Here is a 20679-nt window from a genome sequence, read left to right as displayed (position 1 = left end):
CCAGAGCAAACTCCTCAGGACAGTGCTTTCGAACTGCGCCACCGATGGTGTAAGTCTTTACCCCAGCTACAAAAGGCCGTTCGACTTGATCTTTGAGAGGGCCAAAACAGAGGAATGGCGCGCCCTGAGAGATTCGAACTCCCGACCTTCTGGTTCGTAGCCAGACGCTCTATCCAGCTGAGCTAAGGGCGCGTCGCGAAAAAATTATATCAGAGCGTTTACCTCAAACTCGTAGCTGAGGAAGACTGTCTCACCCGCTTGGCCGGGGCGGGCTTGCAAGCCATTTCACTTCCCTCCCCCAGCTCACGCTGGGGGCTACGTTCTTGAGCGTGCTTGGCGCGCTGTCAGTTCGTGCCAATGACCCACCCTTCGCTTCGCTCAGCTCAGGATAGGGCACCCACTGCTTTGTTTGTGAAAAAGCGTGTAGCGCCCTTCCCGAAATGCATGGGTGCTTTGCCGGCTGCGCGGGCTCAGCCTGAGCCACTTCAGCCGGCATGACCTAATCTTAAGTAATAAACCAGTTTCAACTGTGCGTTCGTCTTAAATGCTGGTTTGGGTCTCCACACCGGCACTGGCCTCATCCACAGCCGTTTTGCCATAGGCATCCTGCAGTCGTCGCCTCAGTTGTTGTTTCAGGTTGTCTTCGACAAACGCGGCGTCCACTGCCATCAAGTTCGTGTTCAGCAATTCCTGCGCTTCCCAGCCAAATGTCTGCAGCAGCCCCTCGTATTCTCTGGTCAGCGTGGTGGGAGTGAGCATGCGAGTATCGGTGTTCACGTTGAGCGCGACACCAGCCCTATACAGGCGATCGATGGGGTGCCGCTCCCAGCTTCCAATCGAGGCAATGATTTGCACATTCGCTGCAGGGCACATCTCCAGGTGAATTCGTTCGCGGCGCAAATGCTCGACCAATTGGGGATCTTCGCTGCTCCGCGTACCATGGCCGATCCGCCGGCTGTCGAGCAGCCTCACGACTTCCCAAACGCTCTCTGGCCCGGCTCCCTCGCCAGCGTGAGCGGTGTAATTCAAGCTGTGTTCTCTGGCGTAGCGAAAGGCAGCAACATGGTTGTGAAGTGAAAAACCAGCTTCGTCGCCCGCCAAATCAAGACCTACCACCCTGCTGCCGCAGAATCTCTTCACCAGCTTCACCGTCTGCATGCTTTGTTGCTCTGTGAAGTGACGCAGCGTGCACAGGATCAACCGCACTTCCACCCCAGTCTCATGGATCATCCGTTCTGCAGTCCTGTCGATCGCCTCAACCACCTGCTCGGGAGTCAGCCCACGCTCCAGGTGTAGCAGCGGAGCAAAACGGAGTTCGGCATAGACGACACCGTCAGCGGCCAGTTGGTGCACGACGTCTTCGGTTACAAGCCGAAGTGCATCGCGCGTTTGCAGCAGCGCGACGCCCCTGCGGGAGCGCTCAAGAAATTCCGGCAGCGTGCAGAGCTTGGGAGCCACGTAATCGCGTTGGTACTTCTCAGGAGTGACGTCGGGATCCAGCGCGGAAACGGACTGGTAACTCAGCGAGCAATCCAGATGAAGATGGAGTTCGATCTTCGGCAGTGAATGTAGCTGCATCAGGACCCCGCCACCCTTGGGTTGGAGGATTTGTCTGTCGTCTGTCGTCTATGCTGGACGCTCAAAACGACTGCAGTGCCGTGGCCTCGTCCAGACTCATGTCGAGAATGGTGTCGAGCTTGGTTACCTGGAAGATCTCCCGCACGGCAACACTGGAGTTGGCGATCCTCAACTGCCCGCCCTTGTTGCGCACCGTAGCAGAAGCGCGTACCAACTCATTTACTCCTGAGCTGTCAATGTGCGTCACTTTTGCCAGGTTCAGCACCACCTTTCGATGACCCTCGGCGAGTAGCTCACGAATGATTTTGCGCAGGATGGTCCCGTCAGGTTCGAGAGCCGAGAGTTCGTGAAAGGTGATGCGACCGCTCAAGTCAATTATCGCAACGTCGCCCACTCGCCTGATCTCGTATTCCATCGGAGTTCCCCGGCCGCGAAGAGCTTTCCTGTTTCCGTAATTATACAAATGGGTATGCTCCAAGGCACGGAGCAAACTGCGCTTGGTTCCACCGAGGCAGGCCTCCTCAAAAGTAAGTGGCTGCGTCTCTGGCCAGAATAAGCTCCTGCGTTGACATTCCGGGAGTGGGGGGATAGCATCCGAATAAGTGAGGGGTGATACGTCCGCTGCAAGGCTGAGGAACTGCCAACTGTTTCCGCCAGCTAACTTCATGCGCGCCAAGGACGACCGGGCCATGCAGGACGAAGTAAGCCGGATCTCGAGTGCGTCGCAAACAACCTAATCCCCCCCGGCGAAGAATTTCGTCTGTTGGATTGAGCCGATTATGTTGGATTCGGAGCAGGCGCGTGATGCGCTGTTAGGGAAGACAATTGCGCACTACCAGATCCTAGAGCTGCTCGGCGGAGGCGGCATGGGAGTGGTGTTCAAGGCTAAGGATGTTCGCCTGGACCGCGCGGTGGCTATCAAGTTTCTTCCCGAGGTCATGTCCAACAATCCCGCGGCGGTTGAACGTTTTCAACTGGAAGCACGTGCCGCCTCATCCCTGAATCATCCCAATATCTGCACCATTCATGACGTCGGTCAACACGAGGGAGCCCATTTTCTGGTGATGGAAGTGCTGGAGGGTATGACTCTCAAGCAACTCATCGAAGGGCAGCCGCTCTACACACCGCAGATCATCAGTATTGCTACCCAAATCAGCGACGGTCTGGAGGCGGCGCACAGCCAGGGAATCATCCATCGGGATATCAAGCCGGCCAACATCGTCATCACCAGCCGCGGACAAGCCAAGATTCTCGACTTCGGGCTGGCCAAGCTGGCTCCCAGCCGCCTGAGTATGGCTGCCGTGACCATGTCCTCCAGCACCACGACTTCCAACCGGGTGACCACCACCACGGAGCGCAGGCGCATTACCGGGCATGGGGAATTTGTAGGTACGGTAGCCTACATGTCGCCCGAGCAGGCTCGTGGCATGGAACTGGATGCCCGCAGCGATTTGTTTTCATTTGGCGTAGTGCTCTATGAAATGGCGACAGGGGCGCTGCCGTTCACGGGCGACACTTCGGCAGTTGTCTTTGAAGCCATCCTGAACCGCACGCCGGTTCCCGCAGTATCTCTCAACCCCGCCGTTCCGGAGGCACTGGAAAGAATCATCAATCGGGCGCTGGTGAAGGACCGCGAGTTTCGCTATCAATCAGCGTCAGAGTTGCGCGCTGATTTGCAGCGAGCGGCACAGGCGGCGGACATCGCTCCTCCCGTTCCTGCGGTGGTTGCGGCTACCGCGGGTCAGGTCGTTCTCCTCTACAAACGCAAGGCGCAACCTGATGAGCAGGTTCTTCAACTGCTGGAGAGCCAGCTTTTGAGAAATGGGTACAAGGTCTTCGTGGATCGGCATCTGCTGGTGGGAATGGAGTGGGCGCGTGAGATTGAACATCGCATCTGCTCGGCGGACGCGGTAATAGCATTGCTGTCGGCGGCTTCTCTGGGCAGCGACATGCTTACCTATGAGATCCAGATTGCTCACGATGCCGGGGAGCGACAGAACGGGAAGCCCCAACTGCTGCCGATACGCGTAAACTTCGACGGTCCGGTGCCGACTTCGCTGTCGGGCATCCTCGATCCCATCCAATATGGCGCTTGGAGATCGGCCGAGGACAACGACACGTTGGTCTCGGACCTGCTGAAGTCGTTGAAGGATCCGCCTGCGCCGGTGGTGCGGCAAGTCAAGCTGGAAGCCACTGGAGGAGCGGTTCCGCTGGACTCGCAGTTTTACATCGTCAGGCCCACGGACAATGATTTTCTGTCTGCGATTTCACTGAACGACAGCATTGTTCTGGTCAAGGGCGCTCGACAAATGGGAAAGACATCGCTGATGGCGCGGGGGCTATGGCTGGCCCGCAAGACCGGAGCCAAGGTGGTGCTCACCGACTACCAGAAGCTGAACTCCTCCCATCTGCAATCGATCGAAGCATTCTTTCAAGCTTTGGGGGAAGCGCTGGCCGAACAACTCGAGATTGATGTCGTTCCCCAGGACATCTGGAATCCACAACGCGGACCCAGTCTTAATTTTGAGCGCTTCGTTCGCCGCGAGATCTTGAGCCGGACCGAGGGACGCCTGGTTTGGGGAATGGACGAGGTCGATCGCCTGTTCAGCTGCAAGTTCGCCAGCGAGGTATTCGGTTTGTTTCGCTCCTGGCACAACGAGCGCTCTCTGGATCCGCTGGGGCCTTGGCAGAAGCTGACCTTGGTCATTGCCTACGCCACGGAAGCTCACCTGTTCATTACCGACATCAACCAGTCGCCATTCAACGTGGGTACGCGGCTGGCGTTGCAGGATTTCACTGCGGAGCAGGTAGCGGAACTCAACCACCGGTACGGATCGCCTCTAAAGGATGAAGCGCAAGCCGCGCAGTTTTATAACCTGCTGGGTGGGCATCCTTACCTTACACGCCGCTGCCTGCATGAGCTCGCAGCGCACCAGTTGGAATTTCCGGTTTTTTGCGAGACGGTGACGCGCGACGAAGGACCGGTGGGCGATCACCTGCGCCGCATTCTGGTTACCCTGGCGCAGGATTCCAAACTGTGTGATTCTCTACGTAACCTGCTCAGCGGCAATGGCGCTCCTTGTTCCATGGAGGATTTTTATCGTTTGCGCACATCCGGAATTGTGGTCGGGGAATCGGCGCGCGACATGAAGTGCCGATGCCGTCTCTACGAGACTTACCTGACGCGCCACTTGCTATGACCGGGCAGTCTCCGATTTCCGCAGAACGTTTTTTTATTGCCGGTGGAACACTCCGCCGCGATGCCCGTTGCTACATTCCGCGGGCTGCCGACCGTCAACTCTATGACGCCCTCAAGAAAAACGAAATCTGCTATGTGCTGACGTCCCGGCAGATGGGTAAGTCCTCGCTCATGGTTCGGACCGCCGCACGACTGCGTGAGGAGGGCGTCTCGGTCGCCATCCTTGATCTAACCGGCCTCGGGCAGAACCTGACTCCCCACCAGTGGTACAACGGTCTGCTCGAGCGCATTGGCCAACAGTTAGACCTCGAAGATGAAGTCGAACAATATTGGCTGGGCTGTGGCCACCTGGGGCCAATGCTCACCTGGATGGACGCCATTTCCCAGGTAGTACTTCCCCGCTGTCCGAAACAGCTCGTCATTTTTGTGGACGAAATCGACGCAGTCCGCAGCCTGCCCTTTTGCGCGGACGAATTTTTCGCCGGCATTCGCGAACTCTACAACCGGCGCACGCAGCAGCCTGAGCTGTATCGGCTTACATTCTGTCTGTTGGGCGTTGCTTCTCCCTCCGATCTGATCAGCGATGTTCGTACGACGCCCTTCAATATCGGACGGCGCATTGAATTGGGTGATTTCACCCCGGCCGAAGCGTCGCCTCTGGCAGAGGGCCTAGCGCCTGAACTGTCGGCTGGTCAGCGGGCATTGCAGCGGGTCCTGCATTGGACGAATGGTCACCCCTATCTCACCCAGCGCCTTTGCCTGGCAGTCGCTGACCAGGATTCAGCTAGCCAATCCACAGTGGACAAGTGCTGCGAGGACCTGTTTCTGTCTCAGAAAGCGCGGCAGCAGGACGACAACCTGCTATTCGTTCGCGAGCGTCTGCTGCGCAGTGAAGTCGATACTCCCAGCCTTCTCACCCTGTATTCGAAAATCTGCAACCGCGACCGGGTTCGGGACGACGAGACCAACCCTTTGATGACGGTACTGCGGCTCTCTGGAATCGTTAGGAACGAGTCCGGCCAGCTCAAAGTCCGCAATCGCGTCTACGCGCACGTTTTCGATGAAGAGTGGGTGACCAGTAACCTGCCCGGGGCTGAGATTCGCCGGCAGCGAATCGCCTTTCTGCGCGGCTTAAAACTCGCCGGAGCAATCGCGATCCCCGTATTGTTGGCAGTCGCCACATATGCCTTCTTGAACATCTATCGTGTACGAACCTCTGTTCCTCTTCTGAGCTTCAAGCCTCCCGATCCCCCGGCCTTCTGGGCCTCTTTCACTCGCCCTAGCCCGCAGATGGCAGTCGGTTCACTCGCCGTTAGCACTAGTGAGGATGGCGCTACAGTCCTGATCAACAACCGTGAGTATGGCCGCACCGGCACCAATGGGCAGCTCCGAGTTCCAGTAATGCAGCCAGGATCGTATCTGGTGCAAGTGGAAAAGCCCGGCTATCAGGGTGTTTCGCAGCAAGCCTCGATTCTCGAGAACAAGGAAACCCAGCTTTTTTTCAAACTGCAAAAGCAAGTATTTCTGGGAGCGACTCTCGCCATCCAGCAGGGTCTGGCAGGAACCAGGATCACGGTTGATGGAACCGAGCTCGGCACAATCCGCCCTGACGGCACCTTCAGCGCGGAGATTCGTCCCGGTGAACATTCGGTCGCATTCTCCAAGGATGGTTTTCTCTCCAAGCAGCTGAAACAGGATTTTGCAGCCGGCAAGAAGATCATGCTCGACGGGCAACTTCGGCCCGACGTTGAGTTGCAGGACTGGAATTCCATTGCTCAGAGCAATGATAGCGCAGCACTTGAGAATTATGTTCGCAGGTATCCTAACGGACGCTTCTCCGACCAGGCACGAAGCCGGGCGGATGAGCTGGAATGGCGCGCCGCAAAAAACAGCAATGATCTGGTCGCCCTCGACAACTATCTGAAGAAGTTTCCTAACGGTCAGAATGCTGCTGCCGCCAAGGCTTCCATTGCTCAGCTTCAGAAAGAGGCCAGCGATTGGAGTACGGCCCGCAATGCTCATGATCCGAATGCCCTTCAAGCTTTTCTCAGGAACTATCCCAATGGCCAGTACTCGCAACAGGCTCGCGACCAGTTGCGCCGGCTGCTGGACGGCGCCAGCCAGTCAGAATCGCATGGCAGTGATCGTCAGCAGATCCTGACCGTGCTGCAGCGCTTCGGCCAGGCTTTTGAGCACAAGGATGTGGACGAGCTCTCGGCGGTTTGGCCGTCCCTGAGCAAGCAGGAGCTGAAGAAGATCAAAGATTCCTTTCGCGACGCCAGCAGCATTCGTATGCAGTTGCAACCATCGCGGGAAGTTCAAATTGACGGCAACCGGGCCACGGTGACATGCTTGCGCTCTTTGCAATTCACGTTTCCTGGTGGGGTGGAAAAGGGCGGCAACTCCAATGTAACGATCCAACTGGAAAAACGGACGGCGAACTGGGTCATTCAGTCCGTCGAGTGACGGCCTCAGAGGTGGTGTACGTGAAACCTGTCATTCTCGCTGTGAGCTGTCTCTTGACAGTCGCCCTTTGGGCACAAGGGGTTTGCCCCACTACTCAGAAATCCAGCAAGCTCATCTGCCAGATTCCCCAGATCTACGGACCCGGAGGCCTCACGCTTCCCAATCCCTTCCATGCCGCACACTTCCTGAGCGAGTTCGAGTCTAGTTTCACGCCACTCAACTCCGCCATTGGCACTCAACTAACCGTCTTGCAGATCGCGTCCCCGGCCTCAGGCTTCACGTTTGTCTTTGATCCCGCCTTAGGTATCTACACGCGATCCACAGAGAGCTATGGACCGCTGCTGACGGAGCGCGCGGAAACTATTGGACGGCACAGGATCTTCGTAGCTTTCACATTTCAACATTTCGGATTCAGTACCATCGACGGCATCGATCTAAAGCATGTGCCGGCCACGTTTACCCACATCGATCTGAATCCCGATGGTTCGGACCGTAAGCCCGGCGACCCGCCATCCCCCGGGAATCCGACATTTGAGAAAGACTTTATCACCACCAGCAACCGGCTCGATCTGAAGGTCAATCAATATACGTTGTTCGCGACCTTTGGCATTACCAACCGCATTGACGCATCGGTTTCGATTCCGATTCTGGATGTGAGCTTCAAAGTCACCTCGGATGGCACGATCGTGCGCAACTCGCAGCCAGGGCCTTTTGGATTTGCGCACTACTGGGATCCGGCGTGCGTCAACAGTATTCCCTGCCAGGCGGCCAGCACCCAGGCCACATTTTTCAGTCCCAGTAGTGCCACCGGAATAGGCGATGTGGTCTTTCGGATAAAAGGGACGGTTTGGCAGAGAGAGCGCTTTCACCTGGCGGTGGGCACTGACATTCGCACTCCTACTGGTGACGCGGAGAATTTTCTGGGCTCGGGCACATGGGGAGTGAAACCGTTTGTCGCGGCTTCCTATCCCGGAAGAATCTCGCCGCACGTCAATCTTGGGGTGCTGGTAAATGGCGACTCCGTTCTTGCCGGGGATGTTGCCACGGGAACCGAGAAACGGCTTCCTACGCAGTTCTTCTTTTCAGGAGGCGCCGACGTTGGCGTAACCAGAAAACTCACGATCGCTGCTGACCTATTAGGTCAGCGGGTCTTCGATGCTGATCGAGCGAAGGTTGGCCCTTACACCGACATCACCGGCCAGGTGCACAACGACGTCAGTCAGATAACGATCTTCCAGGATTCTTTCAACATTCTGGACTTCGCGATCGGGGCAAAGGTGAGTCCCTATCGCAGTCTGCTGATCAGCGGCAATGCCCTGATCAAGCTCAACGACGGTGGTTTGCGCTCAACTGTAGTTCCGCTGGTTGGAATTTCGTATACGTTCTAGCCGTCAGTACTCAGCAATCAGCAGTCAGTCATCAGCCCGCTTGGAAGCGCATCCGTAGAGCCATTCGGATCAGGGTCCTATCGCCGCGAAATTGAACTGTCCCACCCTCCGACGTTTCGTTGAAGAAAGGGTGGGCTTATGAAGCTCCACCCTACCAATACGTGAGCGTCATCTTGTCCACCCAGATTTTGTAAGGTACCTGGTTTTCATTTCCGTCCAGCTGCACGGCGGCATTCATCTCGAAGGCATCCACCGCGATCGGCGGATATTCCTGGTCGATCGTCTGCTTTTCACCATTCATGCTCTCGGAAACGAAATGGGTCATGCCTTCGGGCGTGCGATACAGCTCGATGGTGACGTGATTCCAGGCGTTGGGCTGAACCCGACAGGGATATCCCGTGTGCACCCAGGCATCTGTACCGTTCCAGACCTGCCAGGTTCCGGCATACCAGCCGCGTGTATCGCATTCCGAGCCAAAGTAGTTCTTCTTGCCATCGCGGGAGTAAAAGATATCGAACTCTAATGCCTGTGCGGCATTGATGTCGCCGATGTAGAAGTAGAGGTCATACACGAAGTGCGAAGCGGTCGAGCTCGGAGCCAGTCGCTTCCACCACAGGACGTCGGAATATGGAGCGCCCGGTCCGATCCAGAATATGGTGGACGCGCCACTCAGAGACGGATTGGCGATGTTCTGCGTCATCGAGTGTTGCACGCTCGGTCCGTTGCCTCCTGCGCCCGCACACACATCGCACGACTCCCACCCCGGCATACTCTGAATGTTGGGAATGGTAGTCGCGTTGCTGTTCGCGGAATTGGCGCTGCTGGCCGCGGAGTTAACATAAATCGTGAGCACCTGGTCGAAGTAATGCCCGAGATTGTCCCAGGCCTTCACATAGACCTGATGTGTGCCTGGGCCGACATTGATCCAGGTGTCCACCTGGCCGGCATAGACCTTGTACACGTCCAGCGTGTCGATGTTGATGGTCATCGATGAAATGGGGGCGGAACTGGATGAAGCCGAGGCGATAAAGTGCACGCCTGTCCCCACCGTCTGATTATTTACGGGCTGGCTTACGTTGACGCTCCCTCCAGCACCACTGGAGTTGCTGGCGGTAACATTAACCGTGAGTGGACTATCGAAGTAGTTACCCTGATTGTCCCAGGCTTTTACCAGTATGTGGTGGCTGCCGGGCGCCAGGGGCAGATAGGTATCGAGGCTTGCCGCATAAATCGTGTACATGTTCTGACTATCAACGTTGATAGTCATGGAAGCTACCGAGGCGTACTGCGAGCTTGCCACGGCCGCAAAATGAACAGGGGATCCTGAGGTCGAGCCATCGGCGGGCGAACTGACCGTGACTCCAGCGAAACTAAACGACGAAACCAGCAGGGGCAGCAGGTGGTGAAAGAGTAATTTGTGCCGGCGCAACAGTCCTCTCCTGGGCGGTTTTCACCGCGCAATTTGCAGGCGAAGGGGCGTTGTTTCTTATTCGCGTTCAGGGGCCGCGTTATGAACGATTAAGCAGAGCTGCGCCGTTTAGGGCCGCGGCCGCTTCACGATTGGTTCTTGTGGGAGCGACACTGGTACTCGACAGCAGGGACCGGCGCAACCAAATTCTCCTCACAGCAGTTGTGACCCGCCAAGGCCGATCAGGGCTGCAGCCTTGGTTTTTCGGGTCCTAAGGGAATTCACGTATTGTACATATATTGCAGTTACTGGCAAGGAGGTTACTAACTTTTTCTAAAATAATTTTTGGAGAAAATATCAGAAAGGGAAACACAATATCGGACTGCGAAGCGGTTCCGCTTGCGCCTGGCGAGAATGCGCAACTGAGTGCGATTTCCTCTTTCTCCGGACGGCGGCGGCCCCGGCTCAGTTTTCCAGCGAAGCGATCAGATCGGAGTATCGGAAGCGAGGCTGACGCAGCAGTTCGCGTATCTGCTGCTCGGCTTCTTCCACGCTTAAGAACGGACCGTACTCATGAAGCCTTGCTAGCCTGACCACCCCGCTGTACGCCCGCTGAACTTCATCGATGCACCAGCGTTGCGCGATCTCCATTCCCCACCTCCCTTGGTGAGACTGTAGCTCTCCGCACGCGAACCCGGAAGGCCTGTATCCATCTCGCTAATCACGGCGCAGATTCCGGCACGGAGACCTCGCGCGCAGCCTTGTCATCGCGCAGACCAAGAAACCGCGCTTGCCGGAGTTTTTTGTCGTCGGTCCATTCCTGGAACCCGATCTGAGCCACTAGATCGGGCTTCAGGTAGATAACTCCCGGTTCTCGCGGAGGATTTGCTATCGGAGGAGACTTGCGGATTAACGGCTTGAAGCGCGAATGCAGGGATCTGAGCCTCTCTTGCGAAAATCCCGTCCCCACTTTTCCTACGTAGTAGAGCTTTCCGTCCTGGTGTGCGCCCAGCAGCAATGCGCCGATATATTTGCGCGATCCTTCCGGCGGCGTGTAGCCCACAATGACAAATTCATCTTCCTGGTGGACCTTGAACTTCAACCAGCTGGAGGAACGTCCTTCGATGTAAGAAGAAGACTCGTCCTTGGCCAGGACTCCCTCGTAACCCTTCTTCTTTGCGATCTCATACGCAACCAGTCCATTGCTGGCCAGCCTGCGCGAAACAAATAATCCGGTCTTTGTGGGAACGGTTTTTTCCAGCGCTTTTCGCCGCTCCCGGAGCGGCTGGCGGCGAAGGTCCTGGCCGTTAAGGTACAGGCAGTCGAAAACTGCATAACGGGGCTTGGCGGCGCCTTGTTGCAGCAGTTCGAATCGTGAGATCCCATTTTTGTCCAGCGCCACTACCTCTCCATCTAGGAGCAAGGTCCGAGGCGAGAGCTCGGCAACGAGATTCGCGACACCGGCGTAGGTAGCAGTTCGGTCCTTGTCGTTGCGGGAGAGCAGCGTAACCTTCGCGCCTTCCTTGTAAGCCAGGATGCGATAGCCATCATATTTTTCTTCGTAAACCCAACCTGGCTGGTTGGAAGGCTTACTGGCCAGAACGGCGAGCATAGGGTGAACGCGACACGGAATCCTGTCCTGGGTTTCAGATTTATTCGAGCCGGTGCGTTTCGAGTGAGTCATCGAGAAATTGGCGGTAAATGCGGCATGCGGTATCGATCCCCAGCAGTCTACGCCCGGAAGTCCAAAGCGGCACTTTGTCTTTGGTTTTGTGCCTCAATCGATTCTGTCTTCAAGATCGCCGCTTGCGGTGAATAATTGTCCGCAGCTCAGCAAGCGAGGCCTCAGTGGGCATTTTGAATTGTTCTTGGTGCAAGAGCTCGGACATTCACACTTCCCGTTGTCGCAGTACGCTGGAGAGGCGGCTCATGCCTCTGCTGCTTTTGCGGCCGGCCAGGTGCGGCAGATGCGGAAGACGCTTCTACCGTCTACGGCTCCTTCCCATCAAGCCTCGCATTTCTGAACCGCCAAAGAATTCTTCAACCAGCCCTGTATCCCCGCAGGCAGGGCTTTAGTGTGTGGGTGAGAAACAGTGTGTGCGTGAGAAACGGGTTTTATTTCAACCCCAGGTAGTCCCTACACTTAGTTTTTCCGGTTAAGACGGCATTTCCAGCAACGTAAAAAACGGTCGCTGCGGGCGCTCGCTTCTTGACAAGCGCCGGGCGCGTAGCCATTCTGGTTTGTTTTGTTCAGCCACAAATCCCGCGAGCATGGGAAAGGTGGAGAGTGAAAATTCGCGTTTTTTATCATGACAAGTGTTTTGATGGGGCCTGCTCGGCAGCTGTCTTTTCCCGCTTCTATCGCGAACGCATTCGGCCAGAGGCGGAATTCGTGTACACCGGCCTAGTGCACCGTGCAGGCGCCCTGTTCGACGAGCGCCAGTTCGATGCTGACGAGAATGCAATCCTGGATTTCAAGTACTCCAGTTCTCCGAAGATCACCTGGTGGTTCGACCATCACCAGAGCGCATTTCTAACCCCGCAAGACGCTGAACATTTCCGCCATGACCACAGTGGCAAGAAATTCTATGATCCCGAGTTCAAGTCCTGTACCAGTTACATAGCGCAGACAACCCAGCGGGTATTTGGCTTTGATCCAAAGCCGGTGGCCGAAGTAGTGCGCTGGGCGGATATTGTGGACGGCGCTCTATATCCTGACGCCAAAACCGCCGTAGAAATGAAAGAACCGGCAATGAAGTTGACGATGGTAATCGAATCCACACAGGATTCGAATTTCATTCCCCGGCTGATTCCTCTTCTGGCCAACCAACCATTGAGCGACATCATTCTGCAGCCCTTCGTCAGTGAACGGATTCCACCCCTGATGCAGCGTCACCAGCAATCCATCGAGATCCTGCGCGAGCGCAGCCAATATGAGCGCGGGACCGTGTATTTTGACGTGACCGACCACGAGCTCGAGGGGTATAACAAGTTCATCCCGTACTACCTTTGCCCTGAAACGGTCTATAGCGTAGGCTTGAGTCGAAGCAGCTTTCGTACCAAGGTTTCGGTAGGTTCCAATCCCTGGGCCAATACGGATAGAATGGTGAACCTCGCGAAAATCTGCGAACGTTACGGCGGAGGAGGTCATGCCCGGGTGGGTGCTATTTCATTCGAGCCGAATAAGTTTGCAGAAGCGCGAGAGGCGGCCAAAGAGATCGTGGCGGAGTTGCGCGCCAGCGTAGTTCCCGCGGCTGCCAAGGGCTAACCGCTACAGCCCTGCCATCGCTGACGTGACCTGCATCACTGCAAATGCTGCACCAGAGTACAAAATCGGTTAGCGGAGCGTCTGACGTAGGGCACATCGCAGTCACAATAATGCGTTGCGGGGTGGGTTCTAAGGCATATGGCTGAGCACGTTAAGCCGGATGCAGGACTCGGCGCGATCTCTTCTCCAATTGATCCCGGACTCGCACAGCGATTTCTCGACCTCATCAATACGATTGTCATCATCGGCGACGAAGCCGGGCGCATTGTTTATGTGAGCCCGGGAGTCGAGCGCATCCTGGGATACTCTCCTCCGGAATTATTAGGGGAAGGAGCCTGGCTGATCCCTCGTTTGGATCCCGAGCAGCTCCGAGTCCAGCGCGAATACGTGGCCCGGGCAGCGCGGGGAGAGATTCCTCCCCGCCACGAAGCTTACGAATCTTGCATGACCAGTAAGGAAGGAAGCCCACGCTGGATCGTATGGCGGGATTCCAAGGGCCCAGGCAACCTGCTCATCGGCGTGGGCCAGGACATAACTCCCCTGCGGATGGCAGACGAGGAAGTACGCAAGAAGCAGGAAGAGTTCGAGGCCATCTTCCACCATGCTTCCGATTCCATCATGATCTTTGATGAGCAGGAGAATCACATCGACGTGAATCCCGCCGCATGCCGGCTTCTGGGCATGCCGCGTGAGCAGATCATCAACCAGAAACTCGGCAGTCTGAGCACCGTTACTCTGGACATGCACGCGTTGTATCAACGCCTCCTGGAGGGCGGCCCTGCAGAAGGAGAAGCGGTTTTTCGTACGCAGAGCGGACAAACCAGGCATGTCGAATACAGCATCACCATGAATTTCCGTCCCGGCTTCCATCTCACCATTCTGCGCGATGTCACGGAACGCAAGAAGTTGGAGAAACAACTTATCTCATCGCAACGCCTGGAGGCAGTAGGACGGCTGGCAGGTGGCGTAGCTCATGACTTCAATAACATGCTCACCGCCATCCGCGGTTATGCCGAATTGATACTGCGCCGCTTGCCCGATGACGATCAGCTGAGAGGCTATACCGAAGGTATTCTGGGAGCTTCTGACAAAGCCGCACTCACCATTCACCAATTGCTGGCTTTCAGTCGCCGTCAGGTGATGCAACTCAAGATTCTGGACATCAACCAGGCGGTGACTGACACGCTGCAATTGCTCCGCCCCCTGATCGGCGAAGACATCGAAGTGAACGTCCGCTTGCAAGCAGAAAACGCTTTTGTGCGCGTCGATCCGGGGCAGTTCAGCCAGATGCTGGTCAATCTGGCTGTGAATAGCCGTGAAGCCATGCCTACGGGCGGAACGCTGACCTTTGAAAGCAGCAATGCAGAGCTGGATGAGGAATATTGCCGTCAACACGAGCAAGTGACACCCGGGGCCTACGTCCTATTAACAATCGCCGACAGCGGAGTCGGCATGGATGCGCATACCCAGACACATATCTTCGAGCCTTTCTTCACCACCAGGGAAAACGCTGGGGGGACTGGGCTGGGGATGGCGACAGTATATGGGATCGTCAAACAGAGTCGAGGCTTCATTTGGGTTTACAGCGAGCCGGGACAGGGAAGCACATTCAAGATCTATCTGCCGCGAGTCGACTCCAACACGACGCAGGTTGCGGCTGCAGCCCAACAAAATGTCCGGCGTTCGATCCTGGTAATCGAAGACGATCCTGAAACCCGCACCATGATCGTTGGCGTGCTGCGCGGGCAAGGGTACCAGGTATGGGAAGCGTCGGATGGCAGTGCCGCCCTAACCTTGCTCGAGCATAGATCCGCACCTCTGGACCTGTTGCTGACCGACGTCAATGCACCGGGGATGAGTGGAGAGGACCTTAAGGGATATATCGCCGCCCGTTGGCCGAATACCTTGACCCTGACCATCTCCGGCTTCAGTCGGGAAAGACTCATTGCCAGCAAAACCCTGGCTCCAGACAGCGAGTTTCTTAGTAAGCCATTTTCCGCCCATGAATTAATAACTAGAGTTCAACAAATGCTGCAGCCTGAATCTAGTTCAGATTAGCTGCCGCCTGGTGCAGGAGTTGTGCTTTCCTATTGCGCATGCAGGGATTCTGAGAGGCTTACCAGGTTTTGCGGCATTACGTGAATGACCCCACCGCGCGGGCTATCAATGTCGGCAATCAGAAAAAATGAAATTGACAGTGCCAATGGCAGGACCGACAAAACGAGCCTGTCAGATCTCTTACTCCCGTACCCGACCAACAGGTTGCATAACATGGCTATGGCTAACATTAAGCCCCACGCCGCCATGGGAATGCGATTCCACCAGGCAGCCTGAGTGTATCCCTGCGAATTCAGCACATCGTTCATGCCGGCGACCGTGAGAGCGATAATGGGCGATGGCTTGGCGTTAGCAGCGGCTTGAACCGTGGACCACATCTGGTCCTGGAGCCGAGCCGTATCTGCGTTGATGTGCGCAAGCTGGCCCCGATCGCGGCTTTCGTAAAAGAGCACACGCTGATTCAGATAACTCTTCAGTAATTCGCGCACTTTCCCAGCCTCCGATGAAGGCAGCAGATCGGCGCGGACATACTCTGTGCCAATCGCGTTAGCCTCAGCCTCTTCATAATTCTTACGTTGATCGTAGCGGCTGATGGCCATGGAAAAGCTAAAGCCGATTATCAGTCCCAGAAGAGTCAGGGTTGCAGCCGATACCACTTCAAAATCCTTCCGCTCGTCCTCCCGCAGGGGCCGCAGCCTGGCGGATATTAGATTGCCGAGCCGTGAACATATCCACAGCGCGACCAGCGAGCAAAGGAACAGCAGCAGTGGAGCATTCAGTACGCGGTCCATTAGCGTGGATTCATCCTTTCGGTAGACACGTGAGTCTATTGCCCGACGCCCAGGCTGTAAACGTTCCTCAACCCTTTTCCCCGGCTAGTTTTGTAGGAACGACGTGCAACGGACGGCCTGCGTATGTTTCGATTTAGGAACCGCATCCATTTGCGGAAGGCAAAATTCAAGTTATTGCCAAAAAACTTGGAAGTGCATTAGAAGTGCTTAACAATCTTGAATGAAGTAATCGTCGAGCGGAAAAACGAGCATGCGGGTTCTAATCGCAGAAGACGACACAGCCCTGGCCAATTTCTTACGCAAAGGCCTGGAAGAAGAAGACTATGCGGTGGACGTGGTTGCTGATGGCGAATTGGCGGAGGCGGCGGCAGCGCAGTATGACTACGATCTTCTTGTCCTGGACCTGAATCTTCCTAAGCAGGACGGGATGACAGTCCTCCGCGCAGTTCGCGCCGAGAGAGCGCAGTTGCCCGTAATGGTGCTGACTGCCCGCAGCCGCGTGGAGGACCGAGTGAAGGCTTTGGATGCGGGGGCGGATGACTACCTGATGAAGCCTTTCTCCTTCGCAGAGCTCTCAGCGCGCGTGCGAGCCCTGTTGCGCAGAGGCCGCTTGCCGCTGCAATCGGTGCTGCGAGTTGACGATCTCAAACTAGACCGGCTGGAACACCGGGTGGAACGCGGGGGTCGAGAAATTTCGCTGACCTCGAAAGAATTTGCTCTCCTGGAATACTTGATGCGCAATGCAGGACGGCGCATCACGCGCGCCATGATCATCGAGCACGTTTGGAACGTCAATTTCGACACCACCACCAACGTTGTAGATGTGTACATCAATTACTTGCGGAAAAAGGTGGATGCCGGTGCATCGCAACGGCTGATCCACACCGTGCGCGGGGTTGGATATGAGCTACGTATCTAGGGATCGGGAATCGGTGATGAAAAAATGGCAGCAGCGGCGGGAACACGTTTCCGAAGCTTTTCATTCCCTGAACCAGCCGCTGACCGCGCTCCATTGCGTTATTGAGCTGGCCCTGCTGCAGCCGCGCTCGGGCGAAGAATATCGCATGCGGCTGCGCGAATCCCTGCAACTCGTGGATCGTATTTTTGAGTTCACGGCCGGAGTTCGAGAATTCGTGGAAGCGGAGGATCCCGGCCTGCAACGCGAATTTGCCATTGGCGAAGTGTTACGAGAAGTGACCAAGAAACATAGCGCAATCGCAGGGGCCAGAATTGAGTTGAAACAATCATATGACGCCGTGGTCACCGCCGATTTCGAGCGGCTTTGCAAAGGGCTGATCTGTTTGTTGGAACAATTTCACGCAGATGGCATCTCGGTCATTAAAATTTCCACCGGCGCTTCCGGCGATGCAGGAGAAATAGAGATCACGATAGGTGGTGAACAGCTGAGCCCTGCCAACGCAAACTCCAGATCCGGAGCGGACGATAAACTTGGACGGCTGCGGCTCACCGCGGCGATGCTGGCATTAGAAGCTGGGGGAGGCCGAGCCGACTATTGCGCGCCCAATTACGCGCAGCTTATCCTGCCTGTCATCCGCCTCATTCCGCAAGCCGACTGCGAAGCAGGCGCGGCAGCAGTGACTAAGGATCTTCATCCGTCTCCAGTGCAAACAGGTCCATGACTTTGGATGACGGATCAAGCAGCAGAATTCTTGATCCATACCTGGCCCGCAGCCAGGCTTCGGGCAATTGCGGGAGTTGCGCTTCGCAAGCGCGTGGCAACAATTGCAATTGCCCCTGCATATCGGGGGAGAGTGTGTCGTTCACTGCCACATGAGCCGCAGCGCTGGAAATAGCACCCGGCAGTGGCTGGCTGTGCCCATTCAAACAGGAACGAATGATGAGCCGGTCGCGCCGGCTGAGAAGGTAGCGTTCGTCGTAGTTCTGTTGATCCGCTTCTTCCAGAGCCTCGCCACCTCCTGGCCGTGCGCGCGAGATCTGCATCAGGGCGCGGGTTTCCGGCGAGTCTGCGACCGAAGAGGCTAGCAGCACGTTAGATGGCGAGTCGTGCACAGTCACAAACGTCAGTGTCGATTCCGCCGGAATGACAAGATTCCCCGGTCCGGCCGAGGCGCTGACGAATGTGCCAGCGGAAGCTTCCCTGCCCTCCAGCACTGCGGTGCCAAGCAATTTGCCGTTGGACGCGCTTGAACTTGCCTGCACGCGGATAGCTGGATTCTGATCGGCATTGGCCGATAGTGCCAGTGGGCTCACCCTGAGGGTGGCCGAGTTTCCTTGATAGCTGACCGAAGTCAATGCCAGCTCAAGCCCGCTTTGAGTCTGCGCGCCGCTGTGGGTGCTGACCACCCGTCCGGTGACCACAGCACCGCTGGGAAAGAGCGTTTGACCGTTAAGCACGATGGGCCCGGACAAGCTGGCGGAGAAAATGTCGCCGGCCTTAACTGTATTGCTGGCCAAGGTGCGGTTCATGCGGACTGAAATGCGGGTGCCGGCGGGGATGACCACACCCGAGGAAGTCGCCGCGCCGCTGGCCGTAGCCAACAGTACAAGCGACAGGACTAAGGACTGCCGGATCGGAAGTCGCATCATTTCCCCAGGTCGAGTCAATTCTCGGAACATCAGGAGAAATGCTAGGGGCGCCGGACCCGGGCAGCAAGATAACCGCCCGCTCCTGTCCCATTCCCCGGTGCAGGTCGGAAAGTAATGACAAAATTTGCCAGGTAACCGGTTACCAGCCCTCAATCAGGATCAAGACATGCTGTATCATCTGCAGAATGCGTCAGAAATGGCAGCAATCCCTACCGGTCCTGAAACGGGTCGTACTCGTACTGTTCGTTTTATGGCTGGCGATGTCCGCAGTTCTGGCATATGCCATGCGGCAGTCTCCGGAGAAGTTTGGGCACTTCATGTCGCATATGCCGGTAATTTCTTTCCTGGTGCTGCCGTTTGAGACCCTGTGGACCGACGCCCGGGCTGGGCGCCTGGAAGTAGGAAGCCCTGCTCCGGATTTTCAGCTGCATACGCTGGACAAATCCGATTCGGTGCAGCTGTCTTCCTTCCGCGAGAAGAAACCGGTCGTACTGGTCTTCGGAAGCTACACCTGACCACCATTCCGGCGGGAGGTTCCCGCCCTCAACAAGCTTTACGACCAGTACAAAGACAAAGTTGCTTTCTACGCGGTGTACATCCAGGAAGCCCACCCCAGCGACGTGTGGCAGATGCAGAGCAATATTAAGGACAAGGTGGTGTTTGCCAGCCCCAGGAATCTTGATGAACGCGCAAACATCGCCGGCAGTTGCGTACGCAACCTGGGGATTAAATTTCCTGCATTGATCGACGATTTCCAGAACACAACCGAGGTCGCCTATACCGGCTGGCCCGACCGCTTATACCTGATCGATGTGAAGGGTAACCTCGCCTACAAGAGCAAACCCGGGCCTTTTGGCTTCAAACCAGATGTGCTGGGCAAGATGCTGGAGCAGGTGGCGCGCTAGATCTCATCGCAATCTGCATGCCGTGAAATCGACGAGAATTCTTGCTTTCCTGCTGGCTACGCTTCTCCCGCTTCATGGGATTGAGCATCCGCTAAAGATTTTCTTCGGAGATGAGAAGCATCCTGTGATGAGTGGCGAGGCCTGGTTGATCACCAACCGCTGGGGCGCCTATCAGGCAGTTCTGGTTGGCACGATCCGTAAGGGAAGATTCGAAGAACGCAAGAACATCGAATTCCCGCAATATTGGGAGCAGGCCTTCGATTACAAGCTTCTGCTGGCCATTTCAGAGAATGCGGTTGAAGCGCCGGTCTCATTTGAGACGGATGCTGCCTATGGCTGGGCTGCTCAATGGCCCGAGTATTTAAAGCATTTCCGCACAGTCTACCTGTCCACCCCGTTAGCCAAGGAGAACCGTGGTGAAGACTGGCATACCGCTCTGAGGAGTCTCGGACATTTCGTCGACGGCAAACTGGTGCTGCCACGCCCCTCAACGCGGACGATTCGATTTATCTATCCAGACGGGAAGCCGTTGGCAGGGGAGAGGCTTGTGGTCTCCCTCTTCGGGATACCGCTGGGAGAATTCGTCACCAACGCTAGCGGAGAGATCAACGTAATCGCGCCCGATTCTCAGCTAGGGGTTAGCGTGGGCTACTTCGAGGAAGTAGCGGGCGGTCCCACCGGAACGGCGTTTGCGTCATTTAATGACCTGGTGGTCAACAAAGGGCATGAGGTCACTGTCAGACGCTTATGGACGCTGCCAGAGCACGACTATATGCTTCAACTTCATACGCCGGAAAATCAACCCATCGCTGCCGCTTATCTTGACGGGTGCGAGTTTCAGCCACCTTGCATGGGTTCTTGCGGACCGCTCCGAGCACCGGAGGCCGATCGATCAGGGACCATTCGATTCCGAGAGAGGGATCTGCGCGAGCTTAGAAGTATTACGATTGTCGATGCACAGGGCAGGAAGAGGGATCTGACAGATTCGGAGATGCGGGAATTGCTAACCACTTACCAGCTCGGTGTTGCGTGGAAGTGAGCAGCTAACGT

At 56.3% G+C, this 20679-nt stretch carries 16 protein-coding genes, 1 tRNA gene and 1 pseudogene; 10 read left to right on the top strand and 8 right to left on the bottom strand.

Features of this window, described 5'->3' with window-relative positions:
* Positions 1–115: 115 nt before the first annotated feature.
* The 3 genes from VEG30_12780 to VEG30_12770 all read right to left on the bottom strand — a co-directional run bounded on the left by VEG30_12780 (position 116) and on the right by VEG30_12770 (position 1993).
* A tRNA-Arg gene (locus VEG30_12780) sits at positions 116–192 on the bottom strand.
* Between the two features lie 348 nt (positions 193–540).
* Positions 541–1578, bottom strand: a complete 1038-nt coding sequence (add, locus tag VEG30_12775) for an adenosine deaminase (GenBank protein HXZ80800.1) — start codon at positions 1576–1578, stop codon at positions 541–543.
* A 61-nt stretch (positions 1579–1639) separates the two neighbouring features.
* The gene (locus VEG30_12770) at positions 1640–1993 is read right to left on the bottom strand and encodes an STAS domain-containing protein (protein HXZ80799.1); all 354 of its coding nucleotides are present in this window, start codon (positions 1991–1993) and stop codon (positions 1640–1642) included.
* A gap of 364 nt (positions 1994–2357) precedes the next feature.
* Here VEG30_12770 and VEG30_12765 point away from each other — a divergent pair, with 364 nt between their 5' ends.
* From VEG30_12765 to VEG30_12755, 3 genes are read left to right on the top strand one after another with little or no spacing between them, the layout of a single operon-like run.
* On the top strand, positions 2358–4778 hold the full coding sequence (locus VEG30_12765) for an AAA-like domain-containing protein (GenBank protein ID HXZ80798.1): 2421 nt from the start codon (positions 2358–2360) through the stop codon (positions 4776–4778).
* Entirely contained in the window at positions 4736–7243 is a 2508-nt protein-coding gene (locus tag VEG30_12760) for an AAA-like domain-containing protein (GenBank protein HXZ80797.1), read from the top strand. Before VEG30_12765 ends, VEG30_12760 begins: the two co-directional genes overlap by 43 nt.
* 53 nt (positions 7244–7296) lie before the next feature.
* On the top strand, positions 7297–8631 hold the full coding sequence (locus tag VEG30_12755) for a transporter (GenBank protein HXZ80796.1): 1335 nt from the start codon (positions 7297–7299) through the stop codon (positions 8629–8631).
* Positions 8632–8782: 151 nt separating this feature from the next.
* Here VEG30_12755 and VEG30_12750 read toward each other — a convergent pair whose 3' ends face one another.
* The 3 genes from VEG30_12750 to ligD form a co-directional block, all read right to left on the bottom strand.
* Positions 8783–10060 (bottom strand): hypothetical protein, encoded by a 1278-nt coding sequence (locus VEG30_12750; protein HXZ80795.1) that lies wholly within the window; start codon positions 10058–10060, stop codon positions 8783–8785.
* 444 nt (positions 10061–10504) lie between these two features.
* Positions 10505–10690, bottom strand: coding sequence for a hypothetical protein (locus VEG30_12745; protein ID HXZ80794.1), 186 nt, complete (start codon positions 10688–10690; stop codon positions 10505–10507).
* Positions 10691–10760: 70 nt separating this feature from the next.
* Positions 10761–11651 carry a non-homologous end-joining DNA ligase gene (gene ligD, locus VEG30_12740; protein HXZ80793.1) on the bottom strand — a complete coding sequence of 297 codons (891 nt, stop codon included), beginning with the start codon at positions 11649–11651 and terminating at the stop codon, positions 10761–10763.
* A 675-nt stretch (positions 11652–12326) separates the two neighbouring features.
* Between ligD and VEG30_12735 the strand changes: the two genes are divergently transcribed.
* Both VEG30_12735 and VEG30_12730 read left to right on the top strand, forming a co-directional pair.
* The gene (locus VEG30_12735) at positions 12327–13307 is read left to right on the top strand and encodes a phosphoesterase (protein HXZ80792.1); all 981 of its coding nucleotides are present in this window, start codon (positions 12327–12329) and stop codon (positions 13305–13307) included.
* Between the two features lie 138 nt (positions 13308–13445).
* Positions 13446–15365 (top strand): PAS domain S-box protein, encoded by a 1920-nt coding sequence (locus VEG30_12730; GenBank protein HXZ80791.1) that lies wholly within the window; start codon positions 13446–13448, stop codon positions 15363–15365.
* 29 nt (positions 15366–15394) lie between these two features.
* On the opposite strand, the gene VEG30_12725 is transcribed toward VEG30_12730, so the two are convergent.
* Positions 15395–16156: a hypothetical protein gene (locus VEG30_12725; GenBank protein ID HXZ80790.1), complete on the bottom strand. Its 762-nt coding sequence runs from the start codon at positions 16154–16156 to the stop codon at positions 15395–15397.
* A gap of 250 nt (positions 16157–16406) precedes the next feature.
* On the opposite strand from VEG30_12725, the gene VEG30_12720 reads away from it, so the two are divergent.
* Positions 16407–17075, top strand: coding sequence for a response regulator transcription factor (locus tag VEG30_12720; protein ID HXZ80789.1), 669 nt, complete (start codon positions 16407–16409; stop codon positions 17073–17075).
* A gap of 16 nt (positions 17076–17091) precedes the next feature.
* A complete protein-coding gene (locus VEG30_12715) occupies positions 17092–17796 on the top strand; it encodes a hypothetical protein (GenBank protein HXZ80788.1) in 705 nt (234 codons plus the stop codon).
* Here the strand turns inward: VEG30_12715 and VEG30_12710 are convergent.
* Positions 17756–18724 carry a hypothetical protein gene (locus tag VEG30_12710; protein HXZ80787.1) on the bottom strand — a complete coding sequence of 323 codons (969 nt, stop codon included), beginning with the start codon at positions 18722–18724 and terminating at the stop codon, positions 17756–17758. The genes VEG30_12715 and VEG30_12710 overlap by 41 nt on opposite strands.
* A 185-nt stretch (positions 18725–18909) precedes the next feature.
* Here VEG30_12710 and VEG30_12705 point away from each other — a divergent pair, with 185 nt between their 5' ends.
* The 3 genes and pseudogenes from VEG30_12705 (at position 18910) to VEG30_12695 (ending at position 20668) form a co-directional block, all read left to right on the top strand.
* Complete coding sequence (locus VEG30_12705; protein ID HXZ80786.1) at positions 18910–19239, top strand: hypothetical protein; 330 nt, start codon at positions 18910–18912, stop codon at positions 19237–19239.
* Between the two features lie 12 nt (positions 19240–19251).
* A pseudogene (locus tag VEG30_12700) lies at positions 19252–19629 on the top strand (deiodinase-like protein).
* A gap of 22 nt (positions 19630–19651) precedes the next feature.
* The gene (locus VEG30_12695; GenBank protein ID HXZ80785.1) at positions 19652–20668 is read left to right on the top strand and encodes a hypothetical protein; all 1017 of its coding nucleotides are present in this window, start codon (positions 19652–19654) and stop codon (positions 20666–20668) included.
* The last annotated feature ends 11 nt before the right edge of the window (positions 20669–20679 follow it).

Source organism: Terriglobales bacterium, assembly GCA_035624455.1.
In the GTDB taxonomy this organism is placed as follows: Bacteria; Acidobacteriota; Terriglobia; order Terriglobales; family Acidobacteriaceae; genus DASPRM01.
Note: the sequence above shows the minus strand (reverse complement) of the source record. Positions and strands in the feature narration are given on the sequence as shown.

Coding starts and splice junctions, on each gene's coding strand:
- add (HXZ80800.1), bottom strand. CDS start 1,578: ATGCAGCTACATTCACTGCCGAAGATCGAACTCCATCTTCATCTGGAT.
- VEG30_12770 (HXZ80799.1), bottom strand. CDS start 1,993: ATGGAATACGAGATCAGGCGAGTGGGCGACGTTGCGATAATTGACTTG.
- VEG30_12765 (HXZ80798.1), top strand. CDS start 2,358: ATGTTGGATTCGGAGCAGGCGCGTGATGCGCTGTTAGGGAAGACAATT.
- VEG30_12760 (HXZ80797.1), top strand. CDS start 4,736: ATGCCGTCTCTACGAGACTTACCTGACGCGCCACTTGCTATGACCGGG.
- VEG30_12745 (HXZ80794.1), bottom strand. CDS start 10,690: ATGGAGATCGCGCAACGCTGGTGCATCGATGAAGTTCAGCGGGCGTAC.
- ligD (HXZ80793.1), bottom strand. CDS start 11,651: ATGCTCGCCGTTCTGGCCAGTAAGCCTTCCAACCAGCCAGGTTGGGTT.
- VEG30_12730 (HXZ80791.1), top strand. CDS start 13,446: ATGGCTGAGCACGTTAAGCCGGATGCAGGACTCGGCGCGATCTCTTCT.
- VEG30_12725 (HXZ80790.1), bottom strand. CDS start 16,156: ATGGACCGCGTACTGAATGCTCCACTGCTGCTGTTCCTTTGCTCGCTG.
- VEG30_12720 (HXZ80789.1), top strand. CDS start 16,407: ATGCGGGTTCTAATCGCAGAAGACGACACAGCCCTGGCCAATTTCTTA.
- VEG30_12715 (HXZ80788.1), top strand. CDS start 17,092: ATGAAAAAATGGCAGCAGCGGCGGGAACACGTTTCCGAAGCTTTTCAT.
- VEG30_12710 (HXZ80787.1), bottom strand. CDS start 18,724: ATGATGCGACTTCCGATCCGGCAGTCCTTAGTCCTGTCGCTTGTACTG.
- VEG30_12705 (HXZ80786.1), top strand. CDS start 18,910: ATGCGTCAGAAATGGCAGCAATCCCTACCGGTCCTGAAACGGGTCGTA.